The following is an 18042-nucleotide window of genomic DNA, read 5'->3' as shown; positions in this document are numbered from 1 at the left end:
TGATTCGTTAGCAATTTGGAGTTTTATCATGCCGCCTCGCCGCTATAACCCTGACTACCGACGTGACGCGCTGTTGGAACGCATAAATCTGGATATCCCTGCCGCTGTAGCTCAGGCGCTGCGTGAAGATTTAGGCGGAGAAGTTGATGCCAATAACGATATCACCGCACAGCTTTTACCCGCGGAGATGCGCTCCCACGCCACCGTGATCACCCGCGAAGATGGCGTTTTTTGTGGAAAACGTTGGGTGGAAGAGGTCTTTATTCAACTGGCTGGCGATGATGTCAACATCACCTGGCATGTCGAAGATGGCGACAGCATTAAGGCCAATCAGCCGCTATTTGAACTGGACGGCCCTTCCCGCGTGCTGCTAACCGGCGAACGTACCGCGCTTAATTTTGTACAGACGCTTTCGGGTGTGGCGAGCGAGGTGCGTAAATATGTCGACCTGCTGGCGGGAACAAAAACCCAACTGCTGGATACACGTAAAACTCTGCCGGGGCTGCGTACCGCGCTGAAATACGCCGTATTATGCGGCGGCGGCGCGAATCATCGTCTGGGCCTTTCTGACGCTTTCCTGATTAAAGAAAACCACATTATTGCTTCAGGTTCGGTACGTCAGGCCGTTGAAAAAGCCTTCTGGCTGCACCCGGATGTGCCGGTTGAAGTCGAAGTAGAAAGCCTGGATGAACTGGACGACGCGCTGAAAGCAGGGGCCGACATCATCATGCTCGATAACTTCGAAACAGACCAAATGCGGGAAGCGGTAAAACGCACCAACGGCCAGGCGCGTCTGGAAGTGTCGGGTAACGTCACTCATGACACTCTGCGCGAATTTGCCGAAACCGGCGTGGATTTCATCTCTGTTGGCGCGCTGACCAAGCATGTTCGCGCGCTCGATCTCTCTATGCGTTTTCGCTAATTACTGATGGTTTAGCCCGATAGTACATTCACTTATCGGGCCCATCACGCCGGTTTTTCTATCGGCCGGATAAGCGTTTACGCCGCCATACGGCTGTTTCTTCGAGCCTCTTCGCAAATACGTTGTCTGACTCTGTAATTTCATAAAAATCCTCGGAACCCGCCTTCCCGTTCTGTTTTTTGCCTCTCGCCGTAAACCCGAGCGTTTGCCAAAGTAGCGCCAGCTAACTCAAGGAGCGAACGATGGACAAGCAACGAGGCTTCACACTTATCGAACTCATGGTGGTCATTGGCATTATTGCCATCCTTAGCGCCATCGGTATTCCGGCTTATCAAAACTATCTGCGCAAAGCCGCGTTAACAGACATGCTGCAAACCTTTGTTCCCTATCGCACGGCGGTTGAGCTCTGTGCGCTGGAGCATGGCGGAACAACAACCTGTGATGCCGGAACGAATGGCATCCCTTCTCCAGCCACCACCCGTTATGTCTCCGCCATGAGCGTTGAAAAAGGAGTGGTCAGCCTCAGCGGACAAGAAAGCCTGAACGGGTTAAGCATCACCATGACGCCGGGTTGGGACAATGCCAACGGTATTACCGGCTGGAGCCGTAACTGCGTTATCCAGAATGACAGCGCATCGCAACAGGCCTGTGAAGACGTTTTCCGTTTCGATATTAATTAAGGAAAAGAGATGAATACCACCCAACTTACGGCGCTGTGCCAACGTCATCAGGGAATATTACTGGATGCAGACAATGAAGTGGTGCACATCGCCGTCGTGGACGCTCCATCCCACGAATTGCTGGACGCACTGCATTTTGCCACCACCCGACGTATCGACATCGTCTGCTGGACGCGTCAACAAATGGAAGGCCACACGCATACGCCACAGAAAATGCTCCCGGCAGTGGTCACGAAAAGCAGCGCCAGCGCAGCAGATTTGCTGAATCAGACGTTTCAATCCGCGCTGGTGCAACGGGCTTCTGATATTCATTTTGAACCAGCGGAAAATCACTATCGAATCAGATTACGTGTGGATGGCGTACTGCATGCTTTACCGGACGTCACGACCGAGATGGGTATCGCCATCACTGCCAGACTAAAAGTTTTAGGCAGTCTGGATATTGCCGAGCACCGACTTGCGCAAGACGGCCAATTTACCGTTGAAATTTCAGGAGAGCCGGTCTCGTTTCGCATCGCCACCTTGCCCTGTCGCTTTGGCGAAAAAGTGGTGCTACGGCTACTGCATCAGGTCGATCAAGCGCTGGAAATCACCGCGCTGGGAATGCAGGACGCGCAGCTGGCAGCATTTTCACAAGCGTTGCAGCAGCCTCAGGGGCTGATTCTGGTCACCGGACCGACCGGAAGCGGTAAAACGGTCACGCTGTACAGTGCGCTGCAGACCCGAAACACTCCGGACGTTAACCTCTGTAGCGTGGAAGATCCAGTAGAGATCCCGATCGCAGGTCTTAACCAGACACAAATTCATCCACGTGCCGGTCTCACTTTTCAGGGAGTATTGCGCGCGCTGCTGCGCCAGGATCCCGACATTATCATGGTGGGTGAAATCCGTGATGGCGAAACGGCTGAAATAGCCCTTAAAGCCGCACAAACCGGTCATCTGGTTCTATCAACACTACATACCAATTCCACCACAGAAACACTAATACGCTTGCAGCAAATGGGGGTTGCACGCTGGATGATCGCCTCCGCGCTGACGCTCGTTATTGCGCAGCGGTTGGTGAGAAAATTGTGTCCCCATTGCCGACAACGCCTGGAAACGCCTATCATGCTCCCGGAAGCGATCTGGCCTACGCCACTGCCTCGTTGGCAGGCTCCGGGCTGCCAACATTGCTATCACGGATTTTATGGCCGTACGGCATTGTTTGAAGTTCTCCCCGTGACACCTGCATTGCGCCAGAGCATCGCCAACGGTACGTCCGTAGACGGAGTGGAATCGAATGCTCAGCAACTGGGGATGAGCACGCTTTTCGAAAATGGTTGCAAGGCCGTCGAACATGGGTTAACAACATTTGAAGAGTTGGTACGCGTACTGGGCATGCCCCATGTCAGCTAAACTGCTTTGGCGCTGGCAAGGTATTAGCAACGAAGGTAATCCACTGGAAGGCGTACTTTGGGCCGATACCCGCCCCTCATTGATGCTTGCTCTTGAGCAACGGCATATTACGCCGCTGCGCATTAATCGTATGCGTGTCAAAGCCTCACACTGGAGCCGTGAAAAAAGCGCTGAAACCATACATCAACTGGCGACGTTGCTGAAAGCAGGGCTAACACTCTCGGCAAGTTTAGCTTTGCTGGCTGAACAGCATCCCAGCAGCCAATGGCAAGCGCTACTGCGCACGCTGGCTCACGATATGGAACAGGGTATTTCTCTCTCCACCTCGCTATCTCAGTGGCAACACGTTTTTCCGCCTCTTTATCAGGCAATGATCCGTACCGGAGAGCTTACGGGTAAGCTGGACGACTGCTGCTTTGAACTCGCCCGCCAGCAGAAGAATCAACAGCAGTTGGCGGATAAAGTTAAAAAAGCCCTACGCTATCCGATATTCATCATCACGATGGCGGTGATGATGGTATTCGCGATGCTGCAGTTTGTACTCCCTGAGTTTGCCGCCATTTACCAGACGTTTAACACCCCGCTACCGGCACTCACTCAGTGGATTATTGCCATCGCGCATTTTAGCAGCCAATGGGGATGGCTGGCGGGAGCATTCAGCCTGGTAGCGGGTGCGGCATATCACCTGATGAAGCAGAAGCCATACTGGCTCACTCTGCGCCAGAAATTGCTGCTCGGCTTCCCGGTCATAGGACCGATGGTGAGAGGGCAAAAGCTCACGCAGATCTTCACTGTTCTGGCGTTAACGCAAAATGCAGGTATTCCTTTTCTGCAAGGCCTTGAGAGCGTCACTGAAACGTTGGCCAACCCTTTCTGGTCGCAACGCTTAGCGCAGGTACATCACGACATCAGCGCCGGAAAACCGGTCTGGTTAGCACTCAAAAATTGCAGTGAATTCAGCCCATTGTGCATACAGTTGGTCAGAACAGGTGAGGCTTCCGGCTCGCTGGATGTAATGCTGCGTAATCTCGCCTATCACCACGGCGAGAAAACATTGTCTCAGGCAGAGAATCTGGCTGCGCTACTCGAGCCTGCGTTACTGGTCATTACGGGGCTGATAATCGGTACGCTGGTCGTTGCGATGTACTTGCCGATTTTTCATTTAGGAGATGCGATGAGCGGGGTGGGATAAATTCAAATGCCGGATGGCGCACTGCTTATCCGGCATGTCATAGTCCTACCTGTTCTTACAGGCTATTGAAAACGCGGTTTTCTTGTTCCTGTACACGAATAAACGTTGTACGTTTGGTCAGTTCTTTCAGGCGAGATGCACCGACATAGGTACAGGCAGAACGCAGGCCGCCAAGGATATCGCGTGCAGTGTTATCAACCGGGCCACGCAGAGGCAACTTAACTGTTTTACCTTCCGCGGCGCGGTATTGTGCAACACCACCGACGTGACGCGTCATGGCTGATTCAGAGCTCATGCCGTAGAACAGCATGAATTTCTCACCGTTCTCTTCAACAATTTTGCCGCCGCTTTCTTCATGACCGGCCAACATACCGCCGAGCATAACGAAGTCCGCGCCACCGCCGAACGCTTTTGCCACGTCACCCGGCATTGTGCAGCCGCCGTCACTGACAATCATGCCGCCCAGACCGTGAGCGGCATCGGCACATTCAATAACCGCAGAAAGCTGTGGGTAGCCAACGCCGGTTTTTACACGTGTGGTACATACAGAACCCGGGCCAATGCCGACTTTAACAATGTCCGCGCCGGAAAGTACCAGCTCTTCACACATTTCTCCAGTAACCACATTGCCCGCACAAATTGTTTTTGTCGGCCATGCTTCACGCGCTTTCGACACAAACTGAACAAAATGCTCTGAGTAGCCATTTGCCACATCAATGCAGATAAAGTTCAGCGCCGGGTTGAGCGCCAGAATCTGTTTGGTTTTTTCGAAATCTGCATCAGAGGTGCCGGTTGAAACCATTACGTGTTTGAGCACATCAGCAGAGCTCTCTGCGATGAAAGCAGCCCAGTCTTCAACAGAATAGTGTTTGTGTACCGCAGTCAGGATGTCGAAGGATGCCAGCGCCGTTGCCATGGCAAACGTCCCGACAGTGTCCATGTTCGCGGCAATAATCGGTACGCCGGACCAGGTCTGACCTGAGTGCTTAAAGGTAAATTGACGTTCCAGCTCAACATCGGAACGGCTTTTGAGAGTAGAACGCTTAGGGCGGATAAGAACGTCTTTGAAACCTAACTTCAGATCTTCTTCGATACGCATGTGCGGATTCCTGGGGTTAATGGCGAAAAATCGAAACTCACAACTCCAGTGACGCTATCATACGCACTAATCAATGCCGCGCAAGACTGCGAAATTCTCTTTTTTTACGCTACAATCCCATAAATTTACCTGGCGAATAGTAGGTTAATCCTGCAGCAACCTCGCCGTCGCACGCTTAACTTTTAACTGTTTGATAATCAAACTTAAACTCCAGGATCTGCATCTATGAGGTATACGGTAGCCTTAACCGGTGGCATTGGCAGTGGTAAAAGTACCGTTGCAAATGCGTTCGCAGACCTCGGAATAAACGTCATTGATGCAGATATTATTGCGCGCCAGGTGGTTGAACCCGGTACCCCAGCCCTTAAGGCGATCGAAGAACATTTTGGTACCGAAGTTATAGCTACCGACGGATCGTTGCAGCGACGCATTTTACGCGAACGCATTTTTTCCAGTCCTGAGGAGAAAAGCTGGCTGAATGCCCTGCTCCATCCGCTTATTCAGCAGGAAACACAGCGCCAGTTTCAGCAAGCAACCTCCCCTTATCTGTTGTGGGTTGTACCTTTGCTGGTGGAAAATTCGCTGTATAAAAAAGCCAACCGCGTACTCGTGGTGGATGTTACTCCCGAGACACAGCTCAGACGCACTATGCAGCGCGATGACGTCACGCGTGAGCATGTTGAACAAATTCTTGCTGCCCAGGCAACGCGCGAAGCGCGTCTGGCCGTGGCAGACGATGTTATTGATAATAATGGCGCACCGGAGGCCATCGCCTCGGATGTCGCCCACCTGCACGCGCTCTATCTGCAATGCGCGTTGCAGTTTGTCTCACAGGAAAAACCGTAATGCACACCCAGGTCCTTTTTGAACACCCTCTCAATGAGAAGATGCGTACATGGCTGCGCATTGAGTTTTTAATCCAACAGCTCTCCGTTAATGTACCCATAGCGGACCATGCAGGCGCACTGCATTTTTTCCGCAACATCGGGGACTTACTGGATGTATTTGAACGCGGCGAAGTCCGTACCGAACTCCTCAAAGAGCTGGAAAGACAACAGCGTAAACTCCAGGCCTGGGTTGAAGTTCCCGGCGTCGATCAAAACAGGATCGACGCATTGCGCCAGCAGTTAAAAAGCGCGGGCAGCATTCTGATTTCGGCTCCGCGTATTGGACAGACGCTGCGCGAAGATCGTCTGATTGGCCTTGTACGTCAGCGTTTAAGCATTCCTGGCGGATGCTGCAGTTTCGATCTGCCGACCCTGCATATTTGGTTACATCTACCGCAGTCGCATCGCGACGCGCAGGTTGAAACATGGCTTGCAAGTCTGAATCCGCTCAATCAGGCACTGTCGCTGGTGCTGGATTTAATTCGCAACTCTGCGCCATTCCGTAAGCAAACCAGCTTGAATGGTTTTTATCAGGACAACGGCGAAGATGCCGATCTGCTTCGCTTGCAGCTGCCGCTTGATTCGCAGCTTTATCCGCAAATTTCTGGTCATAAGAGCCGCTTTGCTATTCGCTTTATGCCGCTGGATAGCGAGAATGGCCAGGTGCCTGAGCGTCTCGATTTTGATCTGGCGTGCTGTTAAGGAGTCAACATGTCTGAACAAACCATCGTCAACTGCCCAACCTGCGGCAAACCCGTAGTGTGGGGTGAAGTCAGCCCGTTTCGCCCATTCTGCAGCAAGCGCTGCCAGTTAATCGATCTGGGTGAGTGGGCCGCAGAAGAGAAACGTATCCCAAGCTCTGGTGATCTGTCGGAAAACGACGACTGGAGTGAAGAGCAGAAGTAATTCAGCTAAAACGTAGGGCGGGCAAGCGTAGCGACCCCGCCCTAATTTGCCGGATGGTGGGGTTGCCTAATCCGGCCTACGAACACCTTTATCCAGCAATCAGCTTTTCAATTACCGGCGCATTCGCAGGCGGAAAATCTTCTGTATTCAGAGCATCTTGCGCAATCCACTGCGCCGGTTGCCCCTCTTTCCCCCACGGTTCGCCTTCCCAGCTTTCAACCAGCCAGAACCACAGAGTGATATGCCGGTCCGGAAACTGGTACTCCAGCTTTTCGAACAGTGAGCTTTGAGTCGGCGTAATGCCTACTTCTTCCTGTAACTCGCGAATCAGCGCCTGCTCCGGCGTTTCGCCCGCTTCAATTTTCCCGCCGGGGAACTCCAGCTTATTTGCCATGTGGGCATCAGCCGCACGCTGGGTAATAAAAATTTCATGGTGCTGGTTGCGAATAATCCCGACGGCGATCTGTAGTATTTTCATCTTTATCGTCCATAAAAAAGGCGCAGAATTCTGCGCCTTTTCAGTAAGTTATTTTCTTAACTCAGGCGGCCATGGCACTGTTTGTACTTTTTGCCGGAACCGCAAGGACACGGATCGTTACGACCCACTTTACGATCGCCAGTTTGTGCTGCCAGCTCTTCTGCCGCGGCAGAATCGTCACCTTTATGGCTCAACTGCTGCATCTGCGCTAAACGTTCAGCGTCTTCACGACGTTGCTGCTCCATCGCTTCTACTTCTTCAGGCATACGTACCTGAACTTTGCTCAGGGTACTGATCACTTCGTACTTCAGTGATTCCAGCATTGATGCAAACATAGAGAAGGATTCACGCTTGTATTCCTGCTTCGGATCTTTTTGCGCATAACCACGCAGGTGGATACCCTGACGCAGGTAGTCCATCGCCGCAAGGTGCTCTTTCCACAGAGAATCGAGAGTTTGCAGCATCACGCCTTTTTCGAAGTGACGCATCATCTCCGCGCCCACAACTTCTTCTTTACGCTGATAAACTTCGATGGCGTTTGCCAGAATACGTTCGCGCAGCGTTTCCTCATGCAGCTCAGGCTCTTTATCCAGCCACTCTGAAATAGGCATTTCCAGATCGAAGTCGTTTTTCAGACGTTCCTGCAGACCCGGAATATCCCACATTTCTTCCAGAGACTGCGGCGGAATATAGGCATCAATTGTCGCTTTGAAGACATCCTCACGGATGCTATTAATGGTTTCGCTAACGTCAGTTACGTCCAGCAGTTCGTTACGCTGGGTGTAGATTGCGCGACGCTGGTCATTGGCAACGTCATCATATTCCAGCAATTGCTTACGAATATCGAAGTTGCGGCTTTCTACTTTACGCTGCGCGTTTGCAATCGCTTTAGTCACCCACGGGTGTTCAATTGCTTCACCAGGCTTCATGCCCAGTTTACGCATCATGCCGGACACGCGGTCAGAAGCAAAAATACGCATCAGCGCATCTTCCATCGACAGATAGAAACGAGAAGACCCCGCATCCCCCTGACGACCAGAACGACCACGCAGCTGGTTATCTATACGACGAGATTCGTGACGCTCGGTACCGATAATATGTAAACCGCCTGCAGCTAACACCGCATCATGGCGAACCTGCCACTCGGCTTTGATCTGCGCGATTTGTTCTGGAGTCGGGTCCTCCAGCTCGGCAATTTCCGCCTGCCAGCTACCACCCAGCACGATATCGGTACCACGACCTGCCATGTTTGTCGCGATAGTCACTGCGGACGGATAACCCGCCTGGGCGACGATTGCGGCTTCGTTGGCGTGGAACTTGGCGTTCAGAACGTTGTGTTTGATACCCGCCTTGTTCAGCTCATTAGAAACCACTTCCGATTTTTCAATAGAGATAGTACCAACCAGCACCGGCTGGCCATTTGCAGTACGCTCTTTAATATCTTCAATGATCGCCTGAATTTTTTCCGCTTCAGTCATGTACACCAGATCCGGTAAATCCTTACGGATCATCGGGCGGTTGGTCGGCACAACCACGGTATCCAGTTTGTAGATGGAGCTGAATTCAAAGGCTTCAGTATCTGCTGTACCGGTCATACCGGCCAGTTTTTCGTACAAACGGAAGTAGTTCTGGAAGGTAATGGATGCCAGCGTCTGGTTCTCGTTTTGGATATCTACGCCTTCTTTGGCTTCAACAGCCTGGTGCAGACCATCGGACCAGCGGCGGCCCTGCATGGTACGACCGGTGTGTTCGTCGACGATGATAACTTCACCGTCTTTCACAATATAGTCAACGTCGCGGGTAAACAGCACGTGCGCGCGCAGTGCAGCAGTCACGTGGTGCATCAGCATAATGTTGCCCGGAGAGTACAGCGACTCGCCCTCATCCATAATGCCTTCGTTAACCAACAGCTCTTCAATCAGTACCAGACCACGTTCGGTCAGGTTGACCTGGCGCGCTTTCTCATCAACAGAGAAGTGGCCTTCCCCCTGGAACGTGTCGGAATCGTCCTTCTCCTGACGAATCAGGTGCGGGATGATTTTGTTCACTTTTTTATACATTTCCGAGCTGTCTTCAGCCGGACCGGAAATGATCAGCGGCGTACGCGCTTCATCGATCAGGATGGAGTCGACTTCATCGACCAGCGCATAGTGCAGTTTACGCTGAACGCGCTCTTCCGGGCTAAACGCCATGTTGTCGCGCAGGTAGTCAAAGCCGTATTCGTTGTTGGTACCGTAAGTAATATCGGCATTGTAGGCTTCACGCTTGGCTGGCGCAGGCAGGCCAGACATGTTGATACCCACGGTCATGCCGAGGAATTCAAACAACGGGCGGTTATTTTCGGCGTCACGCTGAGCCAGGTAGTCGTTCACGGTAACCACGTGTACACCTTTCCCGCTTAAGGCGTTGAGGTAGGCTGGCAGCGTTGCGGTCAGGGTTTTACCTTCACCGGTACGCATTTCCGCGATGCAGCGATCGTTAAGCACCATACCGCCCAGCAGCTGTACGTCGAAATGACGCATGCCGAACACACGCTTACTCGCTTCGCGGACCACCGCGAACGCTTCCGGGATCAGGCTTTCAACGCTGGCGCCTTTTTCCAGACGGGCGCGGAATTCAGCGGTCTTCGCTTTCAGTTCATCATCGGAGAGTTTTTCCATCTCCGGTTCCATTGCATTGATGACATTGACCACTTTACGCATACGACGCAGCGTACGCTCGTTACGGCTACCGAATACTTTTGTTAATAATTTGATTAGCATAATAAAATCTCAAACGCCCCGCGATGCGGAGTCAAAAATTATAAGTTGGAAGGTTCTTTTTTAGCTGAGGCGTTGAGGGCCAGCACGGATACCCTGCAGCTGGCTGATCCAGACCGGAACGCTAAATGCGGCCTGAGAGGTAAAATGGGCATATGTCACGCGACTCACGGTCGCGGGCGGTCTGCCTTCTTGCGTCAGCATCGCGCTGAGCGTATTCAGTAACGCAAGATGGTGCGCCTGGATTGGCAACGGCTCTTCGGCAACAGGCAGCGCCTGAGGAGCCATGGCAAAAGAAAGATGGCGAATGACCGTACGAATGGCATGCTGATGCCAGTAGTCAACGGTAAAATTCGGGCGGCGATTGGTCGCCTCCAGCAAAGCAAGCTGGCTAAAGTTAACTTTGGCAGATTGATCGTGATTGCTGGCGGTCGCCTTCGCGGGAGTATTAGGTTCAGCAGCATTACCGAGCGCAGGCAGGCCAAAACTAGCCGCGACCATCCCCAACAGGAGATGCGGCCAGAAGTACCGTCTGCCTAACTGTCGCCAACGCGTCAGTATTCCACTCACGTTATTGCCACCTGATATACCCTGCGTTTGGGGTTACAAATGCAAAACCATTTTTTTGCGCATAAATATTACCATTAAAGCGTACGCTCCACAGCAGTAATGACAGCAAGTCGCGGGTAAATATGCTTAAGAAAGCAGCGATCGAACGGTGTTTTAATCTGTTGGTGGGGAAAAAGTCGCTTCAGATAAGGGGTTTTGCAATCGAAAGATAAAAAAAAGACTGGCTCACCTGGCCGGAGAGAGTGCCAGATTTACCAGTCGAATTTATGCGACAGCGTATGTCGTTATGCCAGTACAGTCGAAGGTGCTTTGAACGCCAACGGCAGTTCTGCATCGTCCTGGAAGGTCACATATTCCCAGGCTTCCTGTTTTGCCAGGACTGCCTGCAACAGTTTGTTATTCAGTGCATGACCGGATTTATACGCGGTGAATGCACCAATAATGTTGTGACCACACATGAACAAGTCACCAATCGCGTCGAGCATTTTGTGACGAACGAATTCGTCTTCAAAACGCAGGCCGTCTTCGTTCAATACGCGATAATCGTCAACAACGATGGCACAATCGAAGCTGCCGCCCAGGCACAGGCCGCGGGACTGCAGATATTCGATATCACGCATGAAGCCGAAAGTACGCGCGCGGCTGATCTGGCGCATGAACGCATCCGCAGAGAAGTTCATCGCGTAGCGCTGCGTGCTGGAGTCGATCGCCGGATGGTTAAAGTCGATAGTGAAATCCAACGTAAAACCATTATACGGCTTAAACTCAGCCCACTTATCGCCATCTTCGACACGAACGGTCTCTTTGATGCGAACAAATTTTTTGGCGCTGCTCAGTTCTTCAATACCTGCATCAAGCAGCAGGTAAACGAACGGAGCGGCACTGCCATCCATAATCGGGATTTCCGGGGCGTTAACTTCAATAACGATGTTATCGATACCTAAGCCCGCCAGAGCAGCATTAAGGTGCTCTACGGTTGAAATCCGCACATCATGCTCATTGACCAGACACGTACAGAGCATGGTATCACGCACAGATTTGGCATCGGCCGGGAAATCTACCGGAGGATTCAAGTCGGTGCGACGATAGATGACCCCGGTGTTGGCCGGCGCAGGGCGTAATGTCAGGGTGACTTTTTTGCCGGTATGCAAACCGACGCCAGTCGCCTGAACGATACGTTTAAGAGTCCTTTGTTTGATCATCGTATAATCTCGCCAAATTACCTATCCAACCGAAGTGTACTATACATTCGGTGGGCCAGTTTAGCACAAAGAGCCACAATTCCCAAATTCCAGCTAATTCTTAATCAGCTTGCTTACGCAGGAATGCAGGGATATCCAGATAATCCGGCTCTTTCGTGGTTTGCGGCGTATTGTCGTTAACCACTTTCGCTACCGGTTTCTGCTCTTGCGTCAACGGCGCCATACCGTGCTGCTGGTAACGATCCATTACCGGCTGCTGTACCTGTTTGTTGGTCACCAGAGTGATTTCAGGACGCTTATCCATACCAATTCCAGTCGCAACAACGGTCACGCGCAATTCGTCGTTCATATCCGGGTCCAGAGAGGTACCGATAACCACAGTTGCGTTATCCGATGCAAAGGCACGAATCGTGTTACCCACGGTTTCGAACTCATCCAGACGCAGGTCGAAGCCCGCAGTAATGTTAACCAGCACGCCGCGTGCGCCGGACAGATCGATATCTTCCAGCAGCGGAGAAGAGATAGCCATTTCAGCCGCTTCTTCTGCACGGTCTTCACCACTCGCCACGCCAGAACCCATCATCGCGTAGCCCATTTCGGACATCACGGTGCGTACGTCTGCAAAGTCGACGTTCATCAGGCCCGGACGAGTAATCAGTTCAGCGATACCCTGGACTGCGCCTTTCAGCACGTCGTTCGCTGCGCCAAATGCATCCAGCAGGGAGATACCACGGCCCAGTACTTTCAGCAGCTTGTCGTTCGGGATAGTGATCAGAGAGTCCACGTGTTTGGACAGCTCGGTGATACCCTGCTCCGCGAATGCCATACGCTTCTTGCCTTCAAAGTTGAAAGGCTTAGTCACGACAGCAACGGTCAGGATACCTAAATCTTTTGCAACTTCAGCTACCACTGGCGCTGCACCGGTACCGGTACCGCCGCCCATGCCAGCTGCGATAAACACCATGTCTGCGCCGTCAAGCGCTGCGCGCAGAGCTTCGCGATCTTCGTCTGCCGCATTACGACCGACTTCCGGGTTTGCACCCGCGCCCAGACCTTTGGTGATGCCGCTACCAATCTGAATGGTCTGTCCAACCGCCGTTTTACGCAACGCCTGAGCGTCGGTATTCACTGCGAAGAATTCAACACCTTCGATGCGCTCACGCACCATGTGTTCAACGGCATTACCGCCGCCGCCACCGACGCCGATGACTTTAATCACCGCGTCGTTGGTTAGTTCCATAGGTTCAAACATAGTTTCTCTCTCCGTTTTACACTTCATCCTTCAAGCCGCCTCTTTGTTGGCTGCCTTCACTCACTCCCGTGACATAGTAAACTATGCTCCAGGAGATTCGCTCAGTTGCCGCCGCGATGCAACTTGAATGACTTTGTGTAGTGCCTGTCGCCTGAGACCGTTAATTTGCGTCGGTCTCTTTAAAAATTAAAACTCTTTACGTAACCAGCTATTCAGTCGCTTGATCCACGATCCGACCGAGGCAGTTACGCGCTTTTCTACTTCAGCCTCACCACTTAAATGGGATTCTTTCCCGTAGTGCAGCAGCCCCACCGCCGTTGAATAATACGGCTCCTGGGCATAATCCGTCAGGCCGGTAATATTCAGCGGTGCGCCAATACGTACTTGTGTATGGAACACGCGCTGTGCGCAGGCCGCAAGACCTTCAATTTGCGCAGCACCGCCGGTTAACACAATCCCCGCCGCCAGATGATGTTTCACACCCTGTTGGCGAAGCTGTTCTTGTAATTGCAAAATTTCTTCGTTTACCAGGTTGAGCAGCTCGGTATAACGCGGCTCAATGACCTCTGCCAGAGTCTGACGTTGCAGGCTACGCGGCGGACGACCACCAACGCTTGGCACTTCAACGCTCTCGTCTTTACCCACGATGGAACCCAGTGCGCAGCCATGACGCACTTTGATGGCTTCAGCATCGCTCGGCGGCGTACCAAAGGCATACGCGATATCGCTGGTCACGACATTCCCTGCATAAGGGATAACTTTAGTGTGGCGCAACGCCCCGCCAGTATAAACGGCGATGTCCATTGTACCACCACCAATATCCACCACGCAGACACCCAGTTCACGTTCATCTTCCGTCAATACGGAATAACTGGCTGCCAACCCGGCAAAAATCAGTTGGTCAACTTTCAGACCACAACGTTCAACGGCTTTGACAATATTCTTCGCCATGTCGTTGTGGCAGGTAATAAGATGGACTTTTGCCTGCATACGCACACCGGAAAGACCGACCGGATTTTTGATACCTTCCTGGTAGTCGATGGCGTATTCCTGCGGGATGACGTGCAGAACACGATGTTCATCGCGAACGCGTACGGATTTTGCCGTATGTACCACGTTTTCCACATCTTCCTGCGTCACTTCCTCTTCGGAAATGGGCACCATACCAATTTCATTCTGACAGCTAATATGTTTACCGGAAAGCGCCAGATACACTGAAGAGATCTGGCAATCTGCCATCAGTTCAGCCTGGTCAATGGCGCGCTGTACGCACTTCACCACTGACTCAAGGTCATTCACCCCGCCTTTATCCATACCTCGCGATGGGCAACTGCCCACGCCAATGATATTGACCATACCGTCGGGCAGAACTTCCCCTACTAAAGCGGCTACCTTCGCGGTGCCAATCTCCAGTCCAACTACCAGTTTTCTGTCCGTCGCCTTGATCATTGTTGTTCTGCCTGTGCCTGATTCTGTTGCTGATTAGATTCTTCAGGAGGCAAGGGAACCCAGCCTACTGCCGCTCCTGAGTCATAACGCAAATCAACGTAGCTAATCCGTTTGCCATCGGTTTGCGCCTGCTGCTGTAAAACCGGGTAGAGTTCCACAAAGCGAGCCAAACGTTTTATCGTATCGCCCCTGCCCAGATTCAGCTTAATATCGTTATTCAGCGTCAACTGCCAGGAACGACGAGCGGTCATTGCCGCTTCCTTCAGGGTGAATCTGTCCTTAGCCAGCACCTGCCCCATATCGCGGAACCCTTGCAGCACTTCACTTGCGCTGCCTTCCGGTCCGTACAACATAGGTAATACCTGCTTATTGGCCCGACCGGTTGGGACACTAAAGGTATTTCCTTCGGCATCCACCATATGTTGGTCATTCCAACGCGCTATTGGCACATATTCAACCAGATGAATCTTCAATTCATCAGGCCATTGCTTTCTGACGCTCGCCTGTTTGATCCACGGGAGGCGTTCAATCTGACTCTGGATGATGTTCACATCCTGAGTCATAAATGTTCCCGGAGCGCCCAGCGCCAGGATGGACTGACGGATATCATCATTGCGCGTGTAATGCCGTTCACCGGTTAACACCAGTTTTGACAATGGCAGGCGCTGCGCATCTTCCATCCATCCCAACACTACCCAGCCGCTGACAAACACGGTGCACAGCACTGTCAGCAGGAACAGTATTCCTGCAAGACGCGTTCCATTATTGCGGCGTGAGGAGTTTACTTCTTCTTCATCACCGTTTCGCGTGTTCAGCGCAGCCTGCGACATATCAGTCCGCCAACTCCAGAATTCTTACCACCAACTGCGAGAAGCTCAGGCCCGCCTGACGCGCCGCCATCGGCACCAGGCTGTGGCTGGTCATACCCGGAGAGGTATTCGCTTCCAGCAGATAAAACTGGCCATCGCTGTCCAGCATGACGTCAATGCGACCCCAACCTTTACAGCCCAATGCAGTCCACGCTTTCAGGACTAATTCCTGTAAAAAGGCTTCTTGTTCGACTTCCAGACCAGCAGGGCAGAAATATTGTGTCTCATCAGAGAGATACTTCGCCTCATAATCATAGAAGGTTCCCGCGGGTTGGATACGTATTGACGGTAAAATTTCTTCGCCAAGTATCGCAACTGTAAATTCCGGGCCACTGAGCCATTTTTCAATCAGTACTTCTTCATCATGCTGAAAAGCCAATGCTAATGCACCCTGCAAAGCATTTTCTTCTTCAACTTTTGACATCCCTACGCTGGAACCTTCACGGCTTGGCTTTACAATCAACGGCAAGCCTAACGCAGAAACTTTTGTAACTGCTTCATCGCTAAGACCTTTTTCGAACTCAGCGCGGGTCAGCGCAACCCATGGGGCGACGGGTAAACCTGCGCCCTGCCACAGCAGCTTGCTGCGCAGTTTGTCCATGGAAATCGCGGAAGCCATGACGCCGCTGCCGGTATACGGCAGGCCAATCAACTCCAGCATGCCCTGCAATGTGCCATCTTCACCGCCACGACCATGCAGCGCAATAAACACCTTCTGAAACCCCATAGATTTCAGAAGAGTGACATCGACCTCTTTAGGGTCAACCGGATGGGCATCTACACCACCTTCGCGTAACCCTGCCAATACGGCCGCGCCTGAATTCAGCGATACTTCACGTTCAGCGGAGGTTCCCCCTAACAGGACCGCGATTTTATCAGCCATGTTGTTCTTCCTCCGGGTTTTGCGGCTTCAGTTTGATTTCAGCTAAGGAACGCGCGATTTTGCCGATATTTCCAGCGCCCTGCACCAAAATCAGATCGTTGCCGGTTAATACGGGTGCCAGCATTTCTGCCACCTGGGCCGGGTCGGACACCAGAATCGGATCGATCTTACCGCGGCCACGAATCGTACGGCACAACGAACGGCTGTCGGCACCCGGAATAGCGGCTTCGCCCGCGGCATACACATCCAGCATCAACAGCGCATCGACCTGGGTCAGCACGTTAGCAAAGTCGTCGTACAGATCGCGAGTACGCGTAAACCGGTGCGGCTGGAACAGCATCACCAGGTTTTTGTCCGGCCAGCCCGCGCGTGCGGCTTTAATCGTGGCGTCCACTTCCGTTGGGTGGTGGCCATAGTCATCAACCAGCATCGCGGTCCCGGCTTTACCGTTCACCGGCTCAAGCGGGAATTCGCCGAGGAAGTCAAAACGACGTCCGGTACCCTGGAAACTTTCCAGCGCGCGCAGAATAGCGTCGTCTTCAATACCTTCTTCCGTCGCGACCGCCACTGCCGCCGCCGCGTTCAGTGCATTGTGACGACCCGGCGCGTTTAACGTAACACGTAAATCGGCCATCCCCTGACGCACCAGCGTGAAGTGTCCTTGTGGACCAATCTGCTGGTAATCTTCAACGCGCACATCGGCATCATCACTGAAACCATAGGTTGTGGTTTGACGGCCAACTCGCGGTAACAGTTCGCGGATAACCGGATCGTCAACGCACATCACCGCACGACCATAAAACGGCAAGTTATGCAGGAAATTAATAAACGTCTGCTTTAAATTTTCGAAGTCGCCATGGTAGGTATCCATGTGGTCGGCTTCGATATTGGTGACAATCGCCACCATCGGCTGCAAATGCAGGAACGACGCGTCGCTCTCGTCCGCTTCGGCAATCAAATAACGGCTATGACCCAGGCGCGCATGCACGCCTGCGGCCTTCACCAGACCGCCGTTGACAAAAGTGGGATCCAGACCCGCTTCCGCGTAGATGCTGGAGACCATTGCCGTAGTCGTGGTTTTACCGTGCGTCCCGGCAATAGCAATACCGTGACGAAAACGCATTAACTCCGCCAGCATTTCAGCACGACGAATCACCGGAATACGTGCTTCATGCGCTGCAACAATTTCCGGGTTATCCGCAGAAATAGCGCTGGATACCACCACCACGCTCGCATCGCGCACGTTTTCCGGGCGATGGTTGAAGAAAATCGTGGCACCCAGATTCGTCAACTGCTGCGTCACAGGATTCGGCGCTAAGTCAGAACCGCTGATCTGATAACCTTCATTGGCCAAAACTTCGGCAATACCGCCCATACCAGCACCACCGATGCCGACAAAGTGAATGTGCCGAACGCGACGCATTTCGGGCACGATGGAACGCAGTTTTGCCAGTTGTTGTGTATTCATTCTTTAGCCATTAACTTCTTAGTTCATGCGA

17 protein-coding genes are annotated in these 18042 nt (G+C 52.5%); 7 read left to right on the top strand and 10 right to left on the bottom strand.

The window, feature by feature from the left end; all coding sequences use genetic code 11:
• The first annotated feature begins 28 nt into the window (after positions 1-28).
• The 4 genes from nadC to hofC all read left to right on the top strand — a co-directional run bounded on the left by nadC (position 29) and on the right by hofC (position 4189).
• On the top strand, positions 29-922 hold the full coding sequence (gene nadC, locus OGV38_RS22730; protein WP_016155696.1) for a carboxylating nicotinate-nucleotide diphosphorylase: 894 nt from the start codon (positions 29-31) through the stop codon (positions 920-922).
• Between the two features lie 242 nt (positions 923-1164).
• Positions 1165-1602 (top strand): prepilin peptidase-dependent pilin, encoded by a 438-nt coding sequence (gene ppdD, locus OGV38_RS22725; RefSeq protein WP_286475122.1) that lies wholly within the window; start codon positions 1165-1167, stop codon positions 1600-1602.
• Positions 1603-1611: 9 nt separating this feature from the next.
• Positions 1612-2997: a type II secretion system protein GspE gene (gene gspE, locus OGV38_RS22720; RefSeq protein WP_286475119.1), complete on the top strand. Its 1386-nt coding sequence runs from the start codon at positions 1612-1614 to the stop codon at positions 2995-2997.
• On the top strand, positions 2987-4189 hold the full coding sequence (hofC, locus tag OGV38_RS22715; RefSeq protein WP_142418009.1) for a protein transport protein HofC: 1203 nt from the start codon (positions 2987-2989) through the stop codon (positions 4187-4189). Before gspE ends, hofC begins: the two co-directional genes overlap by 11 nt.
• A 55-nt stretch (positions 4190-4244) precedes the next feature.
• Here the strand turns inward: hofC and OGV38_RS22710 are convergent, their stop codons facing one another.
• On the bottom strand, positions 4245-5288 hold the full coding sequence (locus OGV38_RS22710; protein ID WP_003829510.1) for a GMP reductase: 1044 nt from the start codon (positions 5286-5288) through the stop codon (positions 4245-4247).
• 225 nt (positions 5289-5513) lie between these two features.
• On the opposite strand from OGV38_RS22710, the gene coaE reads away from it, so the two are divergent.
• Genes coaE through yacG form a run of 3 tightly spaced genes read left to right on the top strand, consistent with a single transcriptional unit; the run spans position 5514 to position 7081 of the window.
• Positions 5514-6134 carry a dephospho-CoA kinase gene (gene coaE, locus OGV38_RS22705; RefSeq protein ID WP_269519367.1) on the top strand — a complete coding sequence of 207 codons (621 nt, stop codon included), beginning with the start codon at positions 5514-5516 and terminating at the stop codon, positions 6132-6134.
• Positions 6134-6877, top strand: a complete 744-nt coding sequence (gene zapD / locus OGV38_RS22700; protein ID WP_016151705.1) for a cell division protein ZapD — start codon at positions 6134-6136, stop codon at positions 6875-6877. The genes coaE and zapD overlap by 1 nt, the downstream gene beginning before the upstream one ends.
• 9 nt (positions 6878-6886) lie before the next feature.
• Positions 6887-7081 carry a DNA gyrase inhibitor YacG gene (gene yacG, locus OGV38_RS22695; RefSeq protein ID WP_016151704.1) on the top strand — a complete coding sequence of 65 codons (195 nt, stop codon included), beginning with the start codon at positions 6887-6889 and terminating at the stop codon, positions 7079-7081.
• An 88-nt stretch (positions 7082-7169) separates the two neighbouring features.
• Here the strand turns inward: yacG and mutT are convergent, their stop codons facing one another.
• From mutT to murC, 9 genes are all read right to left on the bottom strand, one after another.
• Positions 7170-7559: an 8-oxo-dGTP diphosphatase MutT gene (gene mutT, locus OGV38_RS22690; RefSeq protein WP_016155691.1), complete on the bottom strand. Its 390-nt coding sequence runs from the start codon at positions 7557-7559 to the stop codon at positions 7170-7172.
• Positions 7560-7615: 56 nt separating this feature from the next.
• Positions 7616-10321, bottom strand: a complete 2706-nt coding sequence (gene secA / locus OGV38_RS22685) for a preprotein translocase subunit SecA (RefSeq protein WP_016151702.1) — start codon at positions 10319-10321, stop codon at positions 7616-7618.
• Between the two features lie 60 nt (positions 10322-10381).
• On the bottom strand, positions 10382-10888 hold the full coding sequence (secM, locus tag OGV38_RS22680) for a secA translation cis-regulator SecM (protein ID WP_029139762.1): 507 nt from the start codon (positions 10886-10888) through the stop codon (positions 10382-10384).
• Between the two features lie 284 nt (positions 10889-11172).
• Positions 11173-12090, bottom strand: a complete 918-nt coding sequence (lpxC, locus tag OGV38_RS22675; RefSeq protein WP_006686706.1) for a UDP-3-O-acyl-N-acetylglucosamine deacetylase — start codon at positions 12088-12090, stop codon at positions 11173-11175.
• Between the two features lie 100 nt (positions 12091-12190).
• Positions 12191-13342: a cell division protein FtsZ gene (ftsZ, locus tag OGV38_RS22670; RefSeq protein WP_003018753.1), complete on the bottom strand. Its 1152-nt coding sequence runs from the start codon at positions 13340-13342 to the stop codon at positions 12191-12193.
• 186 nt (positions 13343-13528) lie between these two features.
• Positions 13529-14791 (bottom strand): cell division protein FtsA, encoded by a 1263-nt coding sequence (gene ftsA, locus OGV38_RS22665; protein WP_003018755.1) that lies wholly within the window; start codon positions 14789-14791, stop codon positions 13529-13531.
• A complete protein-coding gene (gene ftsQ / locus OGV38_RS22660; protein WP_003018758.1) occupies positions 14788-15621 on the bottom strand; it encodes a cell division protein FtsQ in 834 nt (277 codons plus the stop codon). Before ftsQ ends, ftsA begins: the two co-directional genes overlap by 4 nt.
• Before the next feature lies 1 nt (position 15622).
• The gene (locus OGV38_RS22655; RefSeq protein WP_286475115.1) at positions 15623-16543 is read right to left on the bottom strand and encodes a D-alanine--D-alanine ligase; all 921 of its coding nucleotides are present in this window, start codon (positions 16541-16543) and stop codon (positions 15623-15625) included.
• A complete protein-coding gene (gene murC, locus OGV38_RS22650) occupies positions 16536-18011 on the bottom strand; it encodes a UDP-N-acetylmuramate--L-alanine ligase (protein ID WP_016151698.1) in 1476 nt (491 codons plus the stop codon). Before murC ends, OGV38_RS22655 begins: the two co-directional genes overlap by 8 nt.
• Between the last annotated feature and the right edge of the window lie 31 nt (positions 18012-18042).

The organism is Citrobacter sp. Cb080 (genome assembly GCF_030334745.1).
GTDB classification, from domain to species: Bacteria; Pseudomonadota; Gammaproteobacteria; order Enterobacterales; family Enterobacteriaceae; genus Citrobacter; species Citrobacter braakii.
The sequence above is the reverse complement of the archived record's forward strand: the minus strand, read 5'-3'. Positions and strand labels throughout refer to the sequence as shown.

What these genes read in the sequence shown, in the direction of transcription:
- nadC (WP_016155696.1), top strand. Translation starts at nt 29, where the DNA reads ATGCCGCCTCGCCGCTATAACCCTGACTACCGACGTGACGCGCTGTTG.
- zapD (WP_016151705.1), top strand. Translation starts at nt 6,134, where the DNA reads ATGCACACCCAGGTCCTTTTTGAACACCCTCTCAATGAGAAGATGCGT.
- gspE (WP_286475119.1), top strand. Translation starts at nt 1,612, where the DNA reads ATGAATACCACCCAACTTACGGCGCTGTGCCAACGTCATCAGGGAATA.
- murC (WP_016151698.1), bottom strand. Translation starts at nt 18,011, where the DNA reads ATGAATACACAACAACTGGCAAAACTGCGTTCCATCGTGCCCGAAATG.
- ftsA (WP_003018755.1), bottom strand. Translation starts at nt 14,791, where the DNA reads ATGATCAAGGCGACGGACAGAAAACTGGTAGTTGGACTGGAGATTGGC.
- lpxC (WP_006686706.1), bottom strand. Translation starts at nt 12,090, where the DNA reads ATGATCAAACAAAGGACTCTTAAACGTATCGTTCAGGCGACTGGCGTC.
- ppdD (WP_286475122.1), top strand. Translation starts at nt 1,165, where the DNA reads ATGGACAAGCAACGAGGCTTCACACTTATCGAACTCATGGTGGTCATT.
- OGV38_RS22655 (WP_286475115.1), bottom strand. Translation starts at nt 16,543, where the DNA reads ATGGCTGATAAAATCGCGGTCCTGTTAGGGGGAACCTCCGCTGAACGT.
- mutT (WP_016155691.1), bottom strand. Translation starts at nt 7,559, where the DNA reads ATGAAAATACTACAGATCGCCGTCGGGATTATTCGCAACCAGCACCAT.
- ftsQ (WP_003018758.1), bottom strand. Translation starts at nt 15,621, where the DNA reads ATGTCGCAGGCTGCGCTGAACACGCGAAACGGTGATGAAGAAGAAGTA.
- coaE (WP_269519367.1), top strand. Translation starts at nt 5,514, where the DNA reads ATGAGGTATACGGTAGCCTTAACCGGTGGCATTGGCAGTGGTAAAAGT.
- OGV38_RS22710 (WP_003829510.1), bottom strand. Translation starts at nt 5,288, where the DNA reads ATGCGTATCGAAGAAGATCTGAAGTTAGGTTTCAAAGACGTTCTTATC.
- secA (WP_016151702.1), bottom strand. Translation starts at nt 10,321, where the DNA reads ATGCTAATCAAATTATTAACAAAAGTATTCGGTAGCCGTAACGAGCGT.
- hofC (WP_142418009.1), top strand. Translation starts at nt 2,987, where the DNA reads ATGTCAGCTAAACTGCTTTGGCGCTGGCAAGGTATTAGCAACGAAGGT.
- yacG (WP_016151704.1), top strand. Translation starts at nt 6,887, where the DNA reads ATGTCTGAACAAACCATCGTCAACTGCCCAACCTGCGGCAAACCCGTA.
- ftsZ (WP_003018753.1), bottom strand. Translation starts at nt 13,342, where the DNA reads ATGTTTGAACCTATGGAACTAACCAACGACGCGGTGATTAAAGTCATC.